The organism is Pseudomonas vancouverensis (assembly GCF_004348895.1).
Classification (GTDB): Bacteria; Pseudomonadota; Gammaproteobacteria; order Pseudomonadales; family Pseudomonadaceae; genus Aquipseudomonas; species Aquipseudomonas vancouverensis.
Genome location: NZ_RRZK01000032.1, coordinates 135,723 through 152,070 on the forward strand (window position 1 = coordinate 135,723; position 16,348 = coordinate 152,070).

Annotated in this window: 12 protein-coding genes; 7 read left to right on the forward strand and 5 right to left on the reverse strand. The window is 59.6% G+C overall.

Going from position 1 to position 16,348, the window contains the following annotated elements; genetic code table 11:
- Nucleotides 1-13: 13 nt before the first annotated feature.
- Both EIY72_RS24830 and EIY72_RS24840 read right to left on the reverse strand, forming a co-directional pair.
- On the reverse strand, nt 14-3,154 hold the full coding sequence (locus EIY72_RS24830; protein ID WP_093214546.1) for a transglycosylase domain-containing protein: 3,141 nt from the start codon (nt 3,152-3,154) through the stop codon (nt 14-16).
- 662 nt (nt 3,155-3,816) lie between these two features.
- A complete protein-coding gene (locus EIY72_RS24840) occupies nt 3,817-4,275 on the reverse strand; it encodes an REP-associated tyrosine transposase (protein WP_093214550.1) in 459 nt (152 codons plus the stop codon).
- A gap of 673 nt (nt 4,276-4,948) precedes the next feature.
- Here EIY72_RS24840 and EIY72_RS24845 point away from each other — a divergent pair.
- Nucleotides 4,949-6,370, forward strand: coding sequence for an amino acid permease (locus EIY72_RS24845; protein ID WP_093214553.1), 1,422 nt, complete (start codon nt 4,949-4,951; stop codon nt 6,368-6,370).
- Nucleotides 6,371-6,447: 77 nt separating this feature from the next.
- On the opposite strand, the gene EIY72_RS24850 is transcribed toward EIY72_RS24845, so the two are convergent.
- A complete protein-coding gene (locus EIY72_RS24850; protein WP_093214556.1) occupies nt 6,448-7,572 on the reverse strand; it encodes an OpgC family protein in 1,125 nt (374 codons plus the stop codon).
- Between the two features lie 244 nt (nt 7,573-7,816).
- On the opposite strand from EIY72_RS24850, the gene EIY72_RS24855 reads away from it, so the two are divergent.
- Genes EIY72_RS24855 through EIY72_RS24865 form a run of 3 tightly spaced genes read left to right on the forward strand, consistent with a single transcriptional unit; the run spans nt 7,817 to nt 10,639 of the window.
- On the forward strand, nt 7,817-8,191 hold the full coding sequence (locus EIY72_RS24855; protein WP_093214559.1) for a GtrA family protein: 375 nt from the start codon (nt 7,817-7,819) through the stop codon (nt 8,189-8,191).
- Entirely contained in the window at nt 8,188-9,129 is a 942-nt protein-coding gene (locus EIY72_RS24860; RefSeq protein ID WP_093214563.1) for a glycosyltransferase family 2 protein, read from the forward strand. Before EIY72_RS24855 ends, EIY72_RS24860 begins: the two co-directional genes overlap by 4 nt.
- Before the next feature lies 1 nt (nt 9,130).
- A complete protein-coding gene (locus EIY72_RS24865; RefSeq protein ID WP_093214567.1) occupies nt 9,131-10,639 on the forward strand; it encodes a glucosyltransferase domain-containing protein in 1,509 nt (502 codons plus the stop codon).
- A gap of 25 nt (nt 10,640-10,664) precedes the next feature.
- Here the strand turns inward: EIY72_RS24865 and EIY72_RS24870 are convergent, their stop codons facing one another.
- Together EIY72_RS24870 and EIY72_RS24875 are read right to left on the reverse strand one after the other, a co-directional pair.
- Nucleotides 10,665-12,284 carry an FMN-binding glutamate synthase family protein gene (locus EIY72_RS24870; RefSeq protein WP_093214571.1) on the reverse strand — a complete coding sequence of 540 codons (1,620 nt, stop codon included), beginning with the start codon at nt 12,282-12,284 and terminating at the stop codon, nt 10,665-10,667.
- Nucleotides 12,285-12,430: 146 nt separating this feature from the next.
- Nucleotides 12,431-13,231: a helix-turn-helix transcriptional regulator gene (locus EIY72_RS24875; RefSeq protein ID WP_093214575.1), complete on the reverse strand. Its 801-nt coding sequence runs from the start codon at nt 13,229-13,231 to the stop codon at nt 12,431-12,433.
- A 126-nt stretch (nt 13,232-13,357) separates the two neighbouring features.
- Here EIY72_RS24875 and EIY72_RS24880 point away from each other — a divergent pair, with 126 nt between their 5' ends.
- The 3 genes from EIY72_RS24880 (at nt 13,358) to EIY72_RS24890 (ending at nt 16,338) form a co-directional block, all read left to right on the forward strand.
- Nucleotides 13,358-14,179: a carbon-nitrogen hydrolase family protein gene (locus EIY72_RS24880; RefSeq protein WP_093214579.1), complete on the forward strand. Its 822-nt coding sequence runs from the start codon at nt 13,358-13,360 to the stop codon at nt 14,177-14,179.
- A 249-nt stretch (nt 14,180-14,428) separates the two neighbouring features.
- Nucleotides 14,429-15,754 carry an APC family permease gene (locus EIY72_RS24885; protein ID WP_093214583.1) on the forward strand — a complete coding sequence of 442 codons (1,326 nt, stop codon included), beginning with the start codon at nt 14,429-14,431 and terminating at the stop codon, nt 15,752-15,754.
- Nucleotides 15,755-15,906: 152 nt separating this feature from the next.
- Nucleotides 15,907-16,338 carry an NUDIX hydrolase gene (locus EIY72_RS24890; protein WP_093214588.1) on the forward strand — a complete coding sequence of 144 codons (432 nt, stop codon included), beginning with the start codon at nt 15,907-15,909 and terminating at the stop codon, nt 16,336-16,338.
- Nucleotides 16,339-16,348 lie beyond the last annotated feature (10 nt).

The following is a 16,348-nucleotide window of genomic DNA, read 5'->3' on the forward strand; positions in this document are numbered from 1 at the left end:
ACCGTGTCGGCTGCTATCGCATCGCCGCGACCTGTGGCGCCTGGCACATCGTGTGCGTCCCCGGCTGCAGGAACGGCGTCAGAATCGGTGCCATGCCCTTGAGCACCTGCACCGGCAGCGCCGAGGTGAAGGTGAAGCTTTCGGCCGAGCGCCCCGGTACGAATGCCGTCAGTGTGCCGAAGTGGTGGTCGCCGATGTAGAACACGAAGGTGGCCGTGCGGTTGAGGGATTTGGAGCTCAGGATCCGTCCACCGGAACCGATCGCTTCGATGCGGTTATCCCCCGTGCCAGTCTTGCCGCCCATCGCCAGTGGGCTGCCATCCGGCAGTTTGAAACTGCCGGCCACCCGCTTCGCCGTACCGGCATCCACCACTTGCGACAGGGCTTCACGCATGGCCGTGGCCACTTCGGACGGCATCACCCGTTTGCCGACATCCGGGTCGTTGATCATCTTGGTTTCATACGGTGTGCCGGCGGCAAAATGCAGGCTGTCGATGCGCAAGGTCGGCATGCGCACACCGTCGTTGAGAATGGTGCCGATCAGCTCGGCCAACGCGGCAGGGCGGTCACCGGAGCTGCCGATGGCGGTGGCCAGCGAGGGCACCAGGTGGTCAAACGGATAGCCGACTTTCTGCCAGCGTTGGTGAATCTCGAGGAAGGCCTCTATCTCCAGCATGGTGCGGATGCGACTGTCGCGGGCGCCCTTGTGTTTGCTCTTGAACAGCCAGCTGTAGACCTCCTGGCGCTCGAACTGGCTGGCCTTGACGACGTCGCTCCACTTGGCGTCCGGGTGATTGAGCAGATAGCCCATCAGCCACAGGTCCAGCGGGTGAACCTTGGCGATGAAACCCTGGTCCGGCAAATCGTAGGCACCGGGACCGTAGGCTTCATACAGACGTATCAGGCGATCATCGGTGAGCTTGTCGTTGCCTTTCGCCAGCTCTTTGTCACTGGGCTTGATGCCTTTGAGGTGCGAGCGCAAGAAGTTGTTGAAGCTTTCCTGGCTGGCCTGGGGCAGCAGGTAGCGATGCACGGCGGCCAGACGGATCGGTGTCGGGCGCATGCTGTCGAGGAAAGTGTCGAGGCGGTCCTGGGTGTCCTTGTTGCGGTATTTTTTCCAGAACTTGAGCAGGAACGAGGTGCCTTCGCGGTCGGCGAAATCGGCCAGGTATTCCTGACGCCGCGGGTCACGATCGTCGCCGAGCAGTTCGGCACTGTTGTTCGGCCCGGAATAGGTGGTGTAGCGCACCAGATCACGCATCAGGCGAATGAACGGCAGGTTGATCGACTCACGAAGGGCATCGCGCAGGGTGGGGATGCGGCCGTTGTCTTCCTTGCGGAAGTTGTGGAACACGTGCAGGCCGCCACCGGTGAAAAACGCCTCGCCGGGGCTGGCGGAGTATTTGCGATCCAGGGCCGCACCAAGCATTTTCTGCAGGTCGTGGTCCTTGTTTTCGATCAGGTAATCGACCACCCAGCGGCTCAGGCGATCCTGCTCCGGTACCTGGACTTTCTTCAATTCCGGGACGGTCATCGCGCCGTACTTGTCATGCAGCTCGGCGATGATTTGCAGGTACGTGGTCAGCACGCGCATTTTTGCGGTGGAACCCAGTTCCAGTTTGCTGCCTTCGTTGATGTCGAACGGCTGGTCGGTGCTATCGGTCTGCACCCGCACTCGCGAGCCGTCGGCGGTGAGTTCGAACAGGGTGAAGCTGTAGCGCACTTGCGTGGTACTGGTGGGCGTCAGCAGGCGCTCGCCGATCAGCCCCAGTTTCGAGGCGACGGCCGGGTCGGCCAATTCCTTGAGGTAGGTGGTGGCCTGGGTTTGCAGGTCGCCCTGCAAGGTGCTGGTGGCCGACAGGTCGAGCCGGTCGAGATCGTACAACGGCCGATTGAGCATGCCAGCCAGACGACTGCGGGCGACACTGATGCCCTTGTTGGTTTCAATCGGCTGGATGGTCGGTGCCGTGGCCCAGTCGCGGTAGGTCACTTTGCTCGCCAACGCGGCAGCGGCAAAGGCCGGGTCGATTACGTTGTTCTGCGCGAGCAGGCGAATGTGGCTGTCGGTCAGGTCGGCCAGTTCATCGCGGCCCTTGGTCAGGTAGTGGGAAGGGCGGCGCTGGGCGATCATCAACGAAAGCATTTCACGTAGGGCCAGGCCCTTGTCGGCCATGGTCTTTGCATCCGTCGCCGGGCTGTTCAAGGCCTCGTTGGCCTGGTTGAAATCCGACCCGTACCACACACGCAAACCCTCGGCCATGCCATGCACCTCGCCATGACCGGGCACGGCCGACAGCGGCACGCTGTTGAGGTAGTCGCGAATGATGTTCTGCCGGGCTTCAAGGGTTTGCGGCCCGGCCTGATAGGCACGCACGGTGGCGGAAATCATCTGGCGAATCTTCTCGGCGCCGTTGACCGTCAGGCCATCGGGCGAGTGGCGGTATTTTTCCAGCTGCGTGGCCAGGGTACTGCCACCCGCCGACTGACCCGGCACGTGGAGCATCTTGGCCACCTGCGACCAGGCGGCCATGCCGAATCGCGGCCAGTCCACCGCCGGGTTGGCCAGGGGTTGCTTGGGGTCGAGCAGGAAGCGGTTCTCGATGAACAACAAGCTGTTGACCACCACGGGCGGAATCGAGGCAAAGCTTGAGTAAAGCTGTTGCGGGTAGTTGTACTGGTACAACGGGTTCGCCCGGCAGTCGGTGATCGACAGGCCAGCCTGGATTTTTTCCGCGTAGGGCACGAACAGGCCTTTGTCGCTGTACTTGATCAGTGCCGGGGAAAACCGGGTTTGCGCTTCGACGACGAAATCGCGCTTGAGCAGGCGCGGCAGAAACTCGTCTAGCGAGCTATAGCCCAGGCGTCGATCGAAAGGCCCATCGCCCGGATAACGAATGGCATCACTGGGTCCGGGTTTGAGTTCATAGCTCAAGGACGCGGCATATTTGCTGATTTCCCGGGCCTGGAACTTCGAGGTGCGCATCTCGCGCATGGCCGCGAGCCCGACGCCAATCACAATAATCAGCAACAACAGCCAGAACGCACCCCAACCGTGCCGGGAGCGACGGGGTTTTTCAGGAGGGACAGGCGCTTCATCCACACGTTCAGTCGGAACCACGGTTTTACTCGAATCGGTTTGCCACAAAGCGCCCATAGTCGATTGATCCATTCACGCAGATTGATCGGACTTGACTGAAGCTTAGACGGTGGTTGGCGGGGGTGAAAAAATTGTGAACATCCAATCATCGATTGCTGCGCCGATCCGTTTGGCTGCGAATTGATCGCAAAATCATGTAATCGGTTGAATCAGAACATTCAGGGTTGCAGGATTCAGGGCCGCTCCGCGACCCAACGGGAGCAAGCTCCCTCGCCACAGGAGATTCGGCCTTGGCCGTGAATGACGCTGCACCAGTAGCAGACTGAGGGGATTTCAGTGGAAGGACAGTTTGTTTGGGACTGAGGGGATTTCAGTGGCAGGACAGTTTGTTAGGGACTGAGGGGATTTCAGTGGCAGGGCAGTTTGTTAGGGACTGAGGGGATTTCAGTGGAAGGACAGTTTGTTAGGGACTGAGGGGATTTCAGTGGCAGGGCAGTTTGTTAGGGACTGAGGGGATTTCAGTGGAAGGACAGTTTGTTATGGACTAGGAGATTTTTGTGGCGAGGGAGCTTGCTCCCGTTCGGCTGCGAAGCAGTCGCAGATACATGCGACCGGTTCATTCAGATATTCACCGTTGCAGGATTCAGGGCCGCTTCGTGGCCCAACGGGAGCAAGCTCCCTCGCCACAGGGAGCTCATTTCATTGTTTAGTCATGCATTTCAGAGCCAACAGGCATCCCAAAGCGGGTAATCACCTACTTTCTCTACAAGGGCGGCCCTTAACGGATTGGCAACGATGTACCTGGCGAAAGGCAATAGTTCCTCGCCATCGCGGATAGCCCGGTCGTGATAACCCGATTGCCAAAACGCGCCTTTACGCTTGAGCTTTCGATTGATGGTTAACGTGCTGCGCGATTTGGTGGATTGCATGAGTTGGCCCAAGTTGCACTGTTCCAGTTGAACCAGCCAATGAAAGTGGTCAGGCATGATCACCCAGGCAATCGAATTGACCCAGCGCAGCTCGTGAGCTCGCTTCAACTCGGCAACCAGCAAACGCCCGAGCATCCAGTCATTGAAGATGGGGTGTCTGTGATGAACGACCGCCGTGAGGAGGTAGGCGCGACCGGTTTCCGAGTAGCGTCCATGGCGTAACAGGTGGGAGTTGGGATTTGGACGCATTCCTTGCTTCCTTTTCGAGTTATTCCTTTCTGACCCTAGCCAATGGCCTGCCTACACGTAAATGCAACTTCTGCGTGAAAAGTCCTGGATCCATTAAGGAATATGGATAGTTTTGTGACTGTTGCTGTTTTGTAGTGAAGGGGCTTGGTGCGGAAGTCAGTTTGGTGTGGATGGGGGGAGATTTCTGTGGCGAGGGAGCTTGCTCCCGCTCGGCTGCGAAGCAGTCGCAAAACCATGCTACCCGGTTATTCAGGTAAATCACGATGGCGGCACTTAGGGCCGCTACGCGACCCAACGGGAGTAAGCTCCCTCGCCACAAAATCTCCTCCTTTTCACAGCCAGCTCCCTCGCCACAGGTAGTTCGACCTTGGCCGTGAATGACGCTGCACCAATACCGTGCAATACTCGCCCCCGACGAAAATTCCTACAAAATCCAGACAATCCGTCTCCGTATTAACCGGTTCTACCGAGATGTAAGCCTGATTTTCGTGGTTTTTAGAGTGAAATTCTCTGGCGTCCGCTTTTTATACTGCACACCCCACTGATCCCACAGGTTTCGTCCTGCAAGACGGTTCTGCCCACGAAGCAGGTCCGGTTATCGGGAGCCACGGTTTACCAGCCGGCGCTTCACACTCGGTGGTCATATCCAATAACAAGACGAGGTTGTACCCCCATGTCCGCAGGCAATCACTTGCCCCATGGCGAATCCGCTCAGGGCGGCCCGCTCAAACGTGAACTTGGCGAACGACACATTCGCCTGATGGCCCTCGGTGCCTGCATCGGCGTCGGTTTGTTCCTCGGCTCGGCCAAAGCCATTGAAATGGCCGGTCCGGCCATCATGCTGTCCTACATCATCGGCGGCCTGGCGATTCTGGTGATCATGCGCGCCCTCGGCGAAATGGCCGTGCACAACCCGGTGGCCGGCTCGTTCAGCCGTTACGCCCAGGATTATCTTGGCCCGCTGGCGGGCTTCCTGACCGGCTGGAACTACTGGTTCCTGTGGCTGGTGACCTGCGTCGCGGAAATCACCGCCGTGGCCGTGTACATGGGCATCTGGTTCCCCGATGTACCGCGCTGGATCTGGGCCCTGGGGGCGCTGGTCAGCATGGGCACGATCAACCTGATCGCGGTCAAGGCCTTCGGTGAATTCGAATTCTGGTTCGCGCTGATCAAGATCGTCACCATCATTGCCATGGTGCTCGGTGGCATCGGCATCATCGCTTTTGGCTTCGGCAACGACGGTGTCGCTTTGGGCATTTCCAACCTGTGGACCCATGGCGGCTTCATGCCCAACGGTATGCAGGGCGTGTTGATGTCCCTGCAAATGGTCATGTTCGCCTACCTCGGCGTCGAGATGATCGGCCTGACTGCCGGTGAAGCGAAGAACCCGCAGAAGACCATTCCTGATGCCATCGGCTCGGTGTTCTGGCGAATCCTGCTGTTCTACGTCGGTGCCTTGTTCGTGATCCTGTCGATTTATCCGTGGAATGAAATCGGCACTCAGGGCAGCCCGTTCGTGATGACCTTCGAGCGTCTGGGCATCAAGACCGCGGCCGGCATCATCAACTTCGTGGTGATCACCGCGGCGCTGTCCTCGTGCAACGGTGGTATTTTCAGCACCGGGCGCATGCTCTACAGCCTGGCGCAAAATGGCCAGGCACCGGCCGGTTTCGCCAAGACGTCGAGCAACGGCGTGCCACGTCGCGCCTTGCTGTTGTCGATGGGCGCGCTGTTGTTGGGTGTATTGCTCAACTACCTGGTGCCCGAGAAAGTCTTCGTCTGGGTGACCTCGATTGCCACCTTCGGCGCGATCTGGACCTGGGTGATGATCCTGCTGGCCCAGCTGAAATTCCGCCAGGGCCTGAGTGTCAGCGAGCGCGCAGCGTTGAAGTACCGCATGTGGCTGTACCCGATCAGTTCCTACCTGGCCCTGGCGTTCCTGGTGCTGGTGGTCGGCCTGATGGCGTATTTCCCGGACACCCGCGTGGCGCTGTATGTCGGGCCGGTGTTTCTGTTGTTGCTGACCGTGCTGTTCTACGTGTTCAAGCTGCAACCGAAGAATGCCGTGCAAGGTGCGGTGCGTTCGGTTTCGTAAGGCATCACCGTTGAAATGAAAATGCCCCGGTCAATTGACCGGGGCATTTTTTTACGCACTTTGCTTTCTGCTTGATCTCAGGTGACCGCTACCGGCTTGGGCTGAGTCAAGCGTTTGTAGTACTCCAGCCATGCCGCCAGCGACGCCATCAACCCGGCGCCCACCAGGGCGGTAAAGATCTGCATGGCAACCGCATCATCGGTCATGGCATTGACCATGTCCGCCAGCGGCGCGAGCAATACCCCAAGGCAAAATATCTCCAGCGAGAAACGGCCCATGCGGCAGCTTTGCTGTGCCAGCCAGTTCTGCGTCCATTCACCGTCGGGTACCAGTTTTGCCGTGACATAAGCCAGGGCCAGGAAATGTGCCAGGCGCACGGGCGAGAGATTGGTCTTGCTGATCGGGTAGAGCAGGTTGCTCAGGACGCTCGGCAGGATGGCGTCGTGAATCTCGGGCCAGCGCCACAGGACCGTCAGCACGCCGGCAACGATCACGTACAACGCTGCGCAGACAAACAACGGCTGTCGCCACAAGGGGCGGGTGTCCGGCAGTCGCGGGCGCTGGCTGTGAATCGCCGCGGCGCCACCGAGTATGAACAGCAGTTGCCAGGCGACCGGATTGAAGTACCAGACGCCGTCCTTGATCGCCGCCAGGTTCCAGCCCGCCAGCGGCACCATCAGGTAGAGAGCGAACGATATCGCGACCACCACCCAGGCCTTTCGCAGCAGCATCGGCAGGGCCAGCGGCAAACCCACCAGCAACACGATGTATAGCGGCAGCGGGTCCATCAGGTTGGGTTTGAAGCGCAGCAGCAGCTCATCGATCAGCGCCTGTTGCGGGTTGCTGATGAAATGGTGCATGCCCATTTCTTCGACCAGGTCGCGGGTTTCCACATGGCTGTTGGCGAAAAACACGATGCCCATCAACATCGCCAGCAGAAAGATGTGCACTACATAAAGCACCCAGGCGCGACGGAGGATCTTCAGGCCGGCGATCAGCAGGCCTTCCCGCGCCAGGACCTTGCCGTAGGCCAGCACGGCGGCATAGCCGGCGAGGAACACGAAGACTTCGGCCGCATCGCTGAAGCCAAAGTTGCGCAGGGTGATTTGACCCAGCGGGTTATGGGGCACGTGATCCCAGAAGATGAAGATCAGGGCCAGACCCCGGAAAAAGTCGATCCGGTGATCGCGCGTTGATGTCATGGCAGCAAGCTCGTAAACGGTATTGAAAAAAACGCAGGACGGAAAAGGGAGTACTCGCCCTCGGCGGCGCGCAGGGTGGCCTGATTCATTGATAATTGCAAAATTGTGACATTTCCGGATGTCTCATCGCTTATTCGCAATCGGCCTGACCGCTGGTCCGAAAGGCCACCTGACCTGTGATTTCTGACAGTTGACGCGCTCAAATAGTTGAGGTGAATGCAGCAGCCACTGCAGGGGCTTCAGCATGAGAAAAGTGTGGAAAGGCTTTTCCAGCTACACGGTGATCGGCGTCGCCAACACACTCATTCACTGGCAGGTGTTTTTTCTGCTGAGCGTCGCCGCGGGCCTGCGCCAGGCGTTCAGTAACCTGCTCGCATTTTGCGTGGCAGCCTCGTTTTCCTTCTACATGAATGCGCTTTTTACATTCACCGGCAAGGCGTCGGTGGGCGGCTATCTGCTGTTTCTGCTGGGCATGGGGACTTTGAGTCTGGTCGTCGGCCATCTGGGTGATGTTTGGCGTCTTCACGGGCTGCTGACCGTGGTGCTGTTTTCGGCGCTGAGCCTGGTGATTGGCTTCCTGTATTCCCGCTATGTGGTGTTCCGTGAGCGTGGCGTATGAAGATCTCGCTCATCGTGCCGGTGTTCAACGAGGAACAGGCGATCGAACTGTTCTATCGCGCGGTTCGGCGTGAGTTGAGACTTGCCGATACCGATATCGAAATCCTCTTCATCAACGACGGCAGCACGGACGGTACGGCCATCCAGGCCACCCTACTGGCGCAGGCGGACGATCAGGTCACGCTGATCAATTTCTCCCGCAACTTCGGCAAGGAGCCGGCGTTGTTTGCCGGTCTGGAACACGCCACCGGTGATGCGGTGATTCCGATGGACGTCGACTTGCAGGACCCGATCAATGTGATCCCGCTGCTGGTCGAACGTTGGCGCCAGGGGGCGGACGTGGTGTTGGCCAAGCGTCGGAACCGGCGCAGCGACGGCTACCTGAAGCGTCATAGCGCGTCCTTGTTCTATCACTTGTTGAACCGGATTTCGTACACGCGGATCGAAGAAAACGTCGGCGATTTTCGTCTCATGGATCGCAAGGTAGTCGATGTGATCCGTGCGCTGCCCGAGCATCAATTATTCATGAAAGGCGTGCTGTCCTGGGCCGGGTTCAACACCGTGGTCGTGGAGTACGAACGGGCGCGGCGGGTGGCGGGCAGCAGCAAGTTCAACGGCTGGAAACTGTGGAACCTGGCACTGGAAGGCGTGACCTCGTTCAGCACCGTGCCGTTGCGCTTGTGGACTTACGTCGGTGGCTGCGTGTCGATTTTCGCCGTGTTGTACGCGGCGTACATGGTGCTGGACAAGATTTTCAACGGCAACAACGTGCCCGGTTATCCATCGCTGATGACGGCGATCCTGTTCCTCGGTGGCGTGCAACTGATCGGCATCGGCATCCTCGGCGAGTACATCGGGCGCATCTACATCGAGGCCAAGCACCGGCCACGTTACGTGATCAAGGACATCGTTGGCGGCAAAGCGCGGGGCAGGGCATGACATGGGCCGCTTCAGGGATTTTTTCAGCCGTGAAATGGGCCGGCGGCAAACCTGGCTGTTTTTTCTCTGTGCCACCCTGGCGTATATCCTGCCGCTGATTTTGGCGGACTACCCCTACATCGATGACAACTGGCGCGCGCTTTCGGCCGGCATGGCCTGGTCGGAACAGGGACGATTGTTCGCCGAACTGTTCTACAGGCTGCTGACCTTCAGTCAGGCGGCACCGGACATTTATCCGCTGCCGTTATTGATTGCCACCCTGGCCATGTCCGCAGCGTTGGCCAGCCTGACCTTCCATTATTTTCGCCAGCCAAGCCTGGCTTGCTGTCTGGTGGCGCTGCCGCTCTGGTACAACCCGTTCTTCCTGCAAAACCTGTCCTATCAATACGACGGCGCGCCGACGACTTTGAGCGTGGTGGCGGTCATCTATGCGATCACCTTCCGACATCCTTCGCGCAACCTGCAATGGCTGGTGCCGTCGTTGCTGATCGCCTTGGCCCTGGGCCTTTATCAGCTGAGCATCAATGTGTTCCTCGGCCTGTGCTGCCTGGAACTGCTCAGGGCTGCCAACGATAAATTGCCCTGGTCGCAATGGCTGATGCTGATTGGCTGGAAAGCGGCGCAGGTCGTGTTGGGTCTGTTTATTTACAGCGTGACCGCCTACCCATTCATGGGGCCGGAGCGGACCCTGTTATTGAATGGGGCAGCACAACCGTTGATGCAGATCCACACCAATATTGACCGCGTGCTGGAGAAGGTCGCCCTGCTGTTCCATGGCGGATTTGCCTGGGTGCTCGCCGGGTTGCTGTTGTGCGCAGTGGTGGGTGCGGTTCAATTGGGCAAAAACATCGTTGATCGCGAGGAGAGCGGGGCGCAGAGAATTTTGCTCGGTCTGGCCTGTGGGCTGGGCATTGCGCTGACAGTCTTGCTGGTGTCGGGCGCCGCGCTGATCTTTCGCGATTTCAACGAAGGCGCAAGAACCTTGATGGGTTTCGCCGTGCTGCTGGTGATGTCGTTTTATCTGAGCCATCTGGCGCTGGCGCGGCTGCATGAACGATTGCCGTTGCTGTTGCTGGTGCCGCTGTTGGCAATGCTGTCGCTTTCATTTGCCTACGGTCGGGTACTGACCGTGCAGAAAACCTTTGCCACCAGCGCGCTGTATAGCCTGGAACGGGATATCAACAGTCACCCCGCGGTGCGCGATGCCAAGCGCATTTACCTGTCGGTGACCTATTCCGATCACTGGCTGCCGGCGGCTGCCGGGTCGTTCAAGCAGATGCCGGTGCTGCACTACCTGCTGAACATCGATTTCTACATGCTGGCCGAGAATCTGCCCAAGGTAGGCATCACCAATGTGGTGGCGGAGCGGGAACGGCGCAACGCCACGCATGTTGGTTATCAGGGGTATCCGGCATTGGTCGAGAACCGGTTCTACCGGATCTACCTGATAGGCGACTACGGTTTCATCGTGATCAAGGAACCGCCCCCGATCAAATCGCTACGCTGGTGAAGCGATCTGATCGGGGCTGTCAGGATCAGGCGGCAGCGATGTCATTGGGCTCGAAGCTGTCCGCCCGCGCCATCTGCCACATCCGCGAGTAAAACTCGCCATTCACTTCGCCGGTCAACAATTCTCCCGGTTTGAGGAATACGTGCAGTTGCGAGAACAACTTGATCTCGGTCGCCGACATGCGCCGCACCAGGTGCTTGGCTGACAACTGCGATGGATGCTCCAGCCCGGCGGCGGCGAGCATTTCCGCCAGGGCCTTGAGGGTGCTGCGGTGGAAGTTGAATACCCGCTGGGCCTTGTCCGGGACGACCAGTGCGCGTTGGCGCAGGGCGTCCTGGGTGGCGACTCCGGTCGGGCATTTGTTGGTGTGGCAGCTCTGCGACTGAATGCAGCCGATGGCGAACATGAAGCCACGGGCCGAGTTGGCCCAGTCGGCGCCGATGGCCAGCACGCTGGCGATGTCGAAGGCGCTGACAATCTTGCCGCTGGCACCGAGTTTGATCTTGTCCCGCAGGTTCAGGCCGACCAGGGTGTTGTGCACGAACAACAGGCCTTCACGCATCGGCACACCAATGTGGTCGGTGAATTCCACCGGCGCGGCCCCGGTGCCACCTTCCTTGCCGTCGACCACGATGAAGTCCGGGAGGATGCCGGTTTCCAGCATGGCTTTGGCGATGCCCATGAACTCCCACGGATGGCCCAGGCAGAACTTGAAACCCACAGGTTTACCACCGGACAGTTCGCGCAATTGCTGGATGAAATGCATCATTTCGATTGGCGTGGAGAACGCGCTGTGCCGCGACGGCGAGACGCAATCCTCGCCCATCATGATGCCGCGGGTCTCGGCGATTTCCTTGGTGACCTTGTGCTTGGGCAGGATGCCGCCGTGGCCGGGTTTGGCACCCTGGCTCATCTTGATTTCGATCATTCGCACCTGCGGGGTTTGTGCCTGTGCGGCAAAACGCTCGGGGTCGAAACGCCCGTCGGAGGTGCGGCAGCCGAAATAGCCGCTGCCCAGCTCCCAGGTCAGGTCACCACCGTGTTCGCGGTGATAGGGGCTGATGCTGCCTTCACCGGTGTCATGGGCGAAGTTGCCGAGTTTGGCGCCCTGGTTCAGCGCGCGGATGGCATTGGCGCTGAGGGAGCCGAAGCTCATGGCCGAGATGTTGAACACCGACGCCGAATACGGCTGGGTGCACTGCGGGCCGCCGACCGTGACGCGAAAACTGTTCGGATCGCTGAGCGGTGCCGGGCGCATCGAGTGGCCGATGAATTCGAAACCGGTCTGATACACATCGATCAACGTGCCGAAGGGCTTGTCGGCGGATTCATTCTTGGCCCGGGAGTACACCAGCGAGCGCTGGGCGCGGGAGAAGGGCAGGGCGTCGCTGTCGGATTCGAGCAGGTACTGGCGGATTTCAGGACGAATACCTTCGACCAGATAGCGGATGTTGCCCAGGATCGGGTAGTTGCGGCGCACCGCATGGGGTGTTTGCATCAGGTCGAACAGGCCGATCAGGCTCAGGACGCCGGTGACGGCAGTGATCGGCCAGAGCCAGTCGTGATGCAGGAAGGGCAGGCTGGCGAGGGTGAAGATCACGCAGACGGCAAAGAAGGCGTAGCGGCTCAGGAGTGACAGGCTCATACGGTTTCCTTGGGTTCGGACTCGGTTGTCGGTACACAGGCATCACTGTGGGAGCGAGCTTGCTCGCGATGACGGCAGTTCAGCCGACATCGATGCTGAATGAGCAATGGCTTTCGCGAGCAAGCTCGCTCCCACAAAACAGCACCTCAGGCATTTTGTGCCTGCAAAAAGATCGAAAACAGCTCGGACTGGGATTTGATCCCCAGCTTGCTGTACATGTGTTTCTTATGGACTTTCACGGTTTCTACGGAGATTTCCAGCTTACGGGCGATTTCTTTACTGGAGCAACCGCTGAGCATCAATCGACCGACATCCAGTTCCCGAGCGGTCAGCTGTGCGCCTTTGAGTTGCTGCACCGACTCCTCGAGTTGTACCCGCCAGTCGGCCTGCGGGGGGGCTGGGGCCAGGGCCACGACTTCGTTGATTTCATAGGGTAGGCGCTGGCGCAGCAGGCCGAGTACCCAGGGCTGGATCAGCGACAGCAAGGCGATCTGCTGACCGCTGAAGCGCTGGGTGCTGCCCAGTGACAGGCACAGCGTGCGGTCGCCTTCGAGCTGGCAATTGAACTGGATTTCATCGGCCACCACATTCAGACGAAAGTAGCGCTGGTAATACTCGGTCAGCTCGAAGTGCTCCGGAGCCACTTCCGACAGACGATAAAGTCCGGTGCGCGATTGTTCGCGGCAGGCGATGTAGAACGGGTCGAGCAGGTACAAGCCGCGCAGATAGTCCTGAAACAACTGGTCAGGGCTGCCATCCTCGCCCGGGCATTCGGCGAACACCTGCGGGCGCTGATCGGCGCTGAAAAGCAGCGCCACCCAGCTGTCGAAGCTCACGTATTGATCCAGCAAACGCACCAGTTGGGTCCAGAAATTGGGCTTGTCCAGGGCGTCGATCAGTTGCCCCACCGAACGGTGCCAGGCGATGTCGTCCAACGAGAGTGTCATGCATCTACCCCTATCGTGTTACCCCAGCGGCGTGATTTCCCGCGCGGTTGCTTGCTGCGCATACTGGCGCACAGACACCGACCGGGCAATCTTTCCTCCGCCCGGCATGCATAACAAGGAATACCCATGAAGGTCGAACTCGTCCAACTGGCGGGCCGTGACAACGACACGGCTTACAACCTGCAACGCACCCTGGCGGCCATTGCTGCCTGCGCCGCCGATACGCAATTGATCATGTTCCCCGAAGGCCATTTGATGGGCTTCCCCTCGGCCGCCTCCGTGGCCGAGGTCGCCGAACCGCTGGACGGCCCGTCGGTCAGCGCAGTCGTCGCTGCAGCCCGTGAACGCAATGTCGCCGTCGCCATCGGCATGGCCGAGAACGACAACGGGCGCTTCTACAACACCACGCTGCTGATCACCCCGGAAGGTATCGCGTTGAAGTACCGCAAGACTCATCTCTGGGCCTCGGATCGCGGTGTGTTCGAGGCGGGCGACCGTTATGCCACCTGCCTGTGGAACGGTGTACGCGTGGGCCTGTTGATCTGCTACGACATCGAATTCCCGGAGTCCGCTCGCGCGCTGGCGCAACTGGGTGCCGAGCTGCTGATCGTCACCAACGGCAACATGGACCCCTACGGCCCGACCCACCGCACCGCGATCATGGCCCGCGCCCAGGAAAACCAGGCCTTTGCGCTGATGGTCAATCGCGTGGAAACCGGCGACGACAATTTGCTTTTTGCCGGTGGCAGCGCGCTGGTCGATCCGCTGGGCACGCTGTTGTTTGAGGCCGGGCGTGAGGAAGGGACCTTCGCGGTCGAGCTGGATCTGCACCAGTTGACGGCGGCGCGTCAGAATTATCGCTATCTCGATGATCAGCGGCTGAAGCTGCCGGGAGAGGTGGTTGAGCATGCCAGTGGATTGCGCGAGTTACTGATTCCTGCGCGCTGAACCGGATTTTTCATCAAGCGGGCTGGCGCCATCGCTGGCAAGCCAGCTCCCACAATGGATTGTGTTGCTCACAAACGTTGAATCCACAAGAGAACCCTGTGGGAGCGAGCTTGGTCCGGGCGGCGTTCCGACGATGAGGCCCTGACAGACAACACAACTGTTTGACCCAAAAACAACAACGCAACACCCGAAAATCCTGCGCCGAACTCGGCTCTGCCATAAATCCAATAAAATCCGGAGTAGTCGCTCATGGCTCGTTTGCAACGCACCCTGTCATTGGGGTCGGTGGTGCTGTTTGGCATTGCCTACATGACGCCGATCATTGTCCTCGGCACCTTTGGCATCCTTGCCCAATCCACCGCTGGCATGGTGCCAGCTGCGTACCTCGCGGCGCTGGTGGCGATGTTCTTCACCGCCATGAGTTATGGCCGAATGGCCTCGGCTTTCCCCGTGGCCGGCTCAGCCTACAGCTATGTACGCAAGGCCATCAGCCCCAAGCTCGGCTTTATCGCCGGTTGGGCGGTGCTGCTCGATTACCTGTTCCTGCCCATGGCGATCTGGCTGATCGGCGCGGCCTACCTCAACTCCGCGTTCCCGGCTGTGCCGCAGTGGCTGTGGGTGCTGGCGTTCATCGGCATTACCAGCGCGATCAACATCGTCGGCCTGAAACTGGCCAATGGCATCAATGCCCTGTTGATGCTGGTGCAGTTCCTCGTGCTGATTGCCTTCGTCGCCCTGTGTGTGCACTACGTCGGCGGCGATGCGAGCACGCCGTTGTGGTCGATCAAGCCGTTCTTCAACGGTGACATGCAGATGCCGTTGATCATGAGTGGCGCGGCCATCGCCTGTTACTCGTTCCTCGGCTTCGACGCAGTCAGTACCCTGACCGAAGAAACCCGCGACCCACGTCGCACCATCCCCCGCGCAATCATGTTGATCACCTTGATCGGCGGGCTGATTTTCGTTGGCGTGTCGTACTTCGTGCAGATCGCCCATCCGTCGTTCCAGTTCGACAACGTCGACTCGGCGGCCTATGAAATTGCGCGCAATGTCGGTGGCGACCTGTTCGTCTCGATCTTCCTGATCGGCCTGATCGTCGGTCAGTTCGCTTCGGGCCTGTCGGCGCAGGCCAGCGGCTCGCGACTGCTGTATGCCATGGGCCGTGACGGTGTGCTGCCGAAATCGTTTTTCGGCACCCTGCACGAGCGTTTTGGCACACCGATCAACAGCATCCTGCTGTGCGCGGTGGTCGCCTTGCTGGCATTGAAACTCGACGTCACCACCTCGACCTCGTTCATCAACTTCGGCGCGTTCCTGGCGTTCAGCCTGGTCAACCTGTCGGTGATCTTTCACTACTGGATCGGTGGCGAGAAGAAAGGCCCGCGCGAGTTCGTGCTGTTCCTGCTGTTCCCGTTCATCGGCCTGGCGGCGGACTTGTGGCTGATGGTCAGCCTCGATCACCTGGCGGTGTACCTGGGCCTGAGCTGGCTGGCGATTGGCGTGGTGTACCTGGCGGTGCTGACTGGCGGTTTCCGTCGCCAGCCGCCGGAGATGGATTTTCAGGAAGCGGTCTAAACCCGTAGTAGCCGGTTTGCTGGCGATAACAAGCTCAAATGCAACGAAGGTCTTGAGATTGCCATCGCAGCAAGCCGACGCCTATGGTGGCATTGCCGCTCTTGCCACCACGTGTGATCCTTGTGCCTTTCATATAAGGTCACTGCAGATTCATGACATCTTCCTCAACGCCACCTCGCCTCATCCGTATCGCCGCCGCCCTGCTGATCGGCCCAGACGGTCGCACCCTGCTGGTACGCAAGCGCGGTACCGAGGCGTTCATGCAGCCGGGCGGCAAGATCGAACCCCATGAATTGCCGGTTCACGCCCTGGCCCGCGAGCTGGAGGAAGAGCTTGGACTGGACATCGACCCGGCGCAGGCTGTTTACCTCGGTCCCTTCTCTGCGCCCGCCGCCAACGAGCCGGGTTTCGTCGTGCACGCCGAATTGTTCCAGTTGCACATCGACGTGGACGTCACCCCGGAGGCCGAGATCGAAGAGGTGATCTGGATCGACCCGAGCCGTGATACTGGCCTCAACCTGGCACCCTTGACACGCGATCTGATCCTGCCGTTTTATCGAGCATCGCTGACCGCGATCGCTTGATCATTCACGC

Bases quoted from the DNA above. Each gene is read 5' to 3' on its own strand.
- EIY72_RS24830 (WP_093214546.1), bottom strand. From the start codon at position 3,154: ATGGGCGCTTTGTGGCAAACCGATTCGAGTAAAACCGTGGTTCCGACT.
- EIY72_RS24840 (WP_093214550.1), bottom strand. From the start codon at position 4,275: ATGCGTCCAAATCCCAACTCCCACCTGTTACGCCATGGACGCTACTCG.
- EIY72_RS24845 (WP_093214553.1), top strand. From the start codon at position 4,949: ATGTCCGCAGGCAATCACTTGCCCCATGGCGAATCCGCTCAGGGCGGC.
- EIY72_RS24850 (WP_093214556.1), bottom strand. From the start codon at position 7,572: ATGACATCAACGCGCGATCACCGGATCGACTTTTTCCGGGGTCTGGCC.
- EIY72_RS24855 (WP_093214559.1), top strand. From the start codon at position 7,817: ATGAGAAAAGTGTGGAAAGGCTTTTCCAGCTACACGGTGATCGGCGTC.
- EIY72_RS24860 (WP_093214563.1), top strand. From the start codon at position 8,188: ATGAAGATCTCGCTCATCGTGCCGGTGTTCAACGAGGAACAGGCGATC.
- EIY72_RS24865 (WP_093214567.1), top strand. From the start codon at position 9,131: ATGGGCCGCTTCAGGGATTTTTTCAGCCGTGAAATGGGCCGGCGGCAA.
- EIY72_RS24870 (WP_093214571.1), bottom strand. From the start codon at position 12,284: ATGAGCCTGTCACTCCTGAGCCGCTACGCCTTCTTTGCCGTCTGCGTG.
- EIY72_RS24875 (WP_093214575.1), bottom strand. From the start codon at position 13,231: ATGACACTCTCGTTGGACGACATCGCCTGGCACCGTTCGGTGGGGCAA.
- EIY72_RS24880 (WP_093214579.1), top strand. From the start codon at position 13,358: ATGAAGGTCGAACTCGTCCAACTGGCGGGCCGTGACAACGACACGGCT.
- EIY72_RS24885 (WP_093214583.1), top strand. From the start codon at position 14,429: ATGGCTCGTTTGCAACGCACCCTGTCATTGGGGTCGGTGGTGCTGTTT.
- EIY72_RS24890 (WP_093214588.1), top strand. From the start codon at position 15,907: ATGACATCTTCCTCAACGCCACCTCGCCTCATCCGTATCGCCGCCGCC.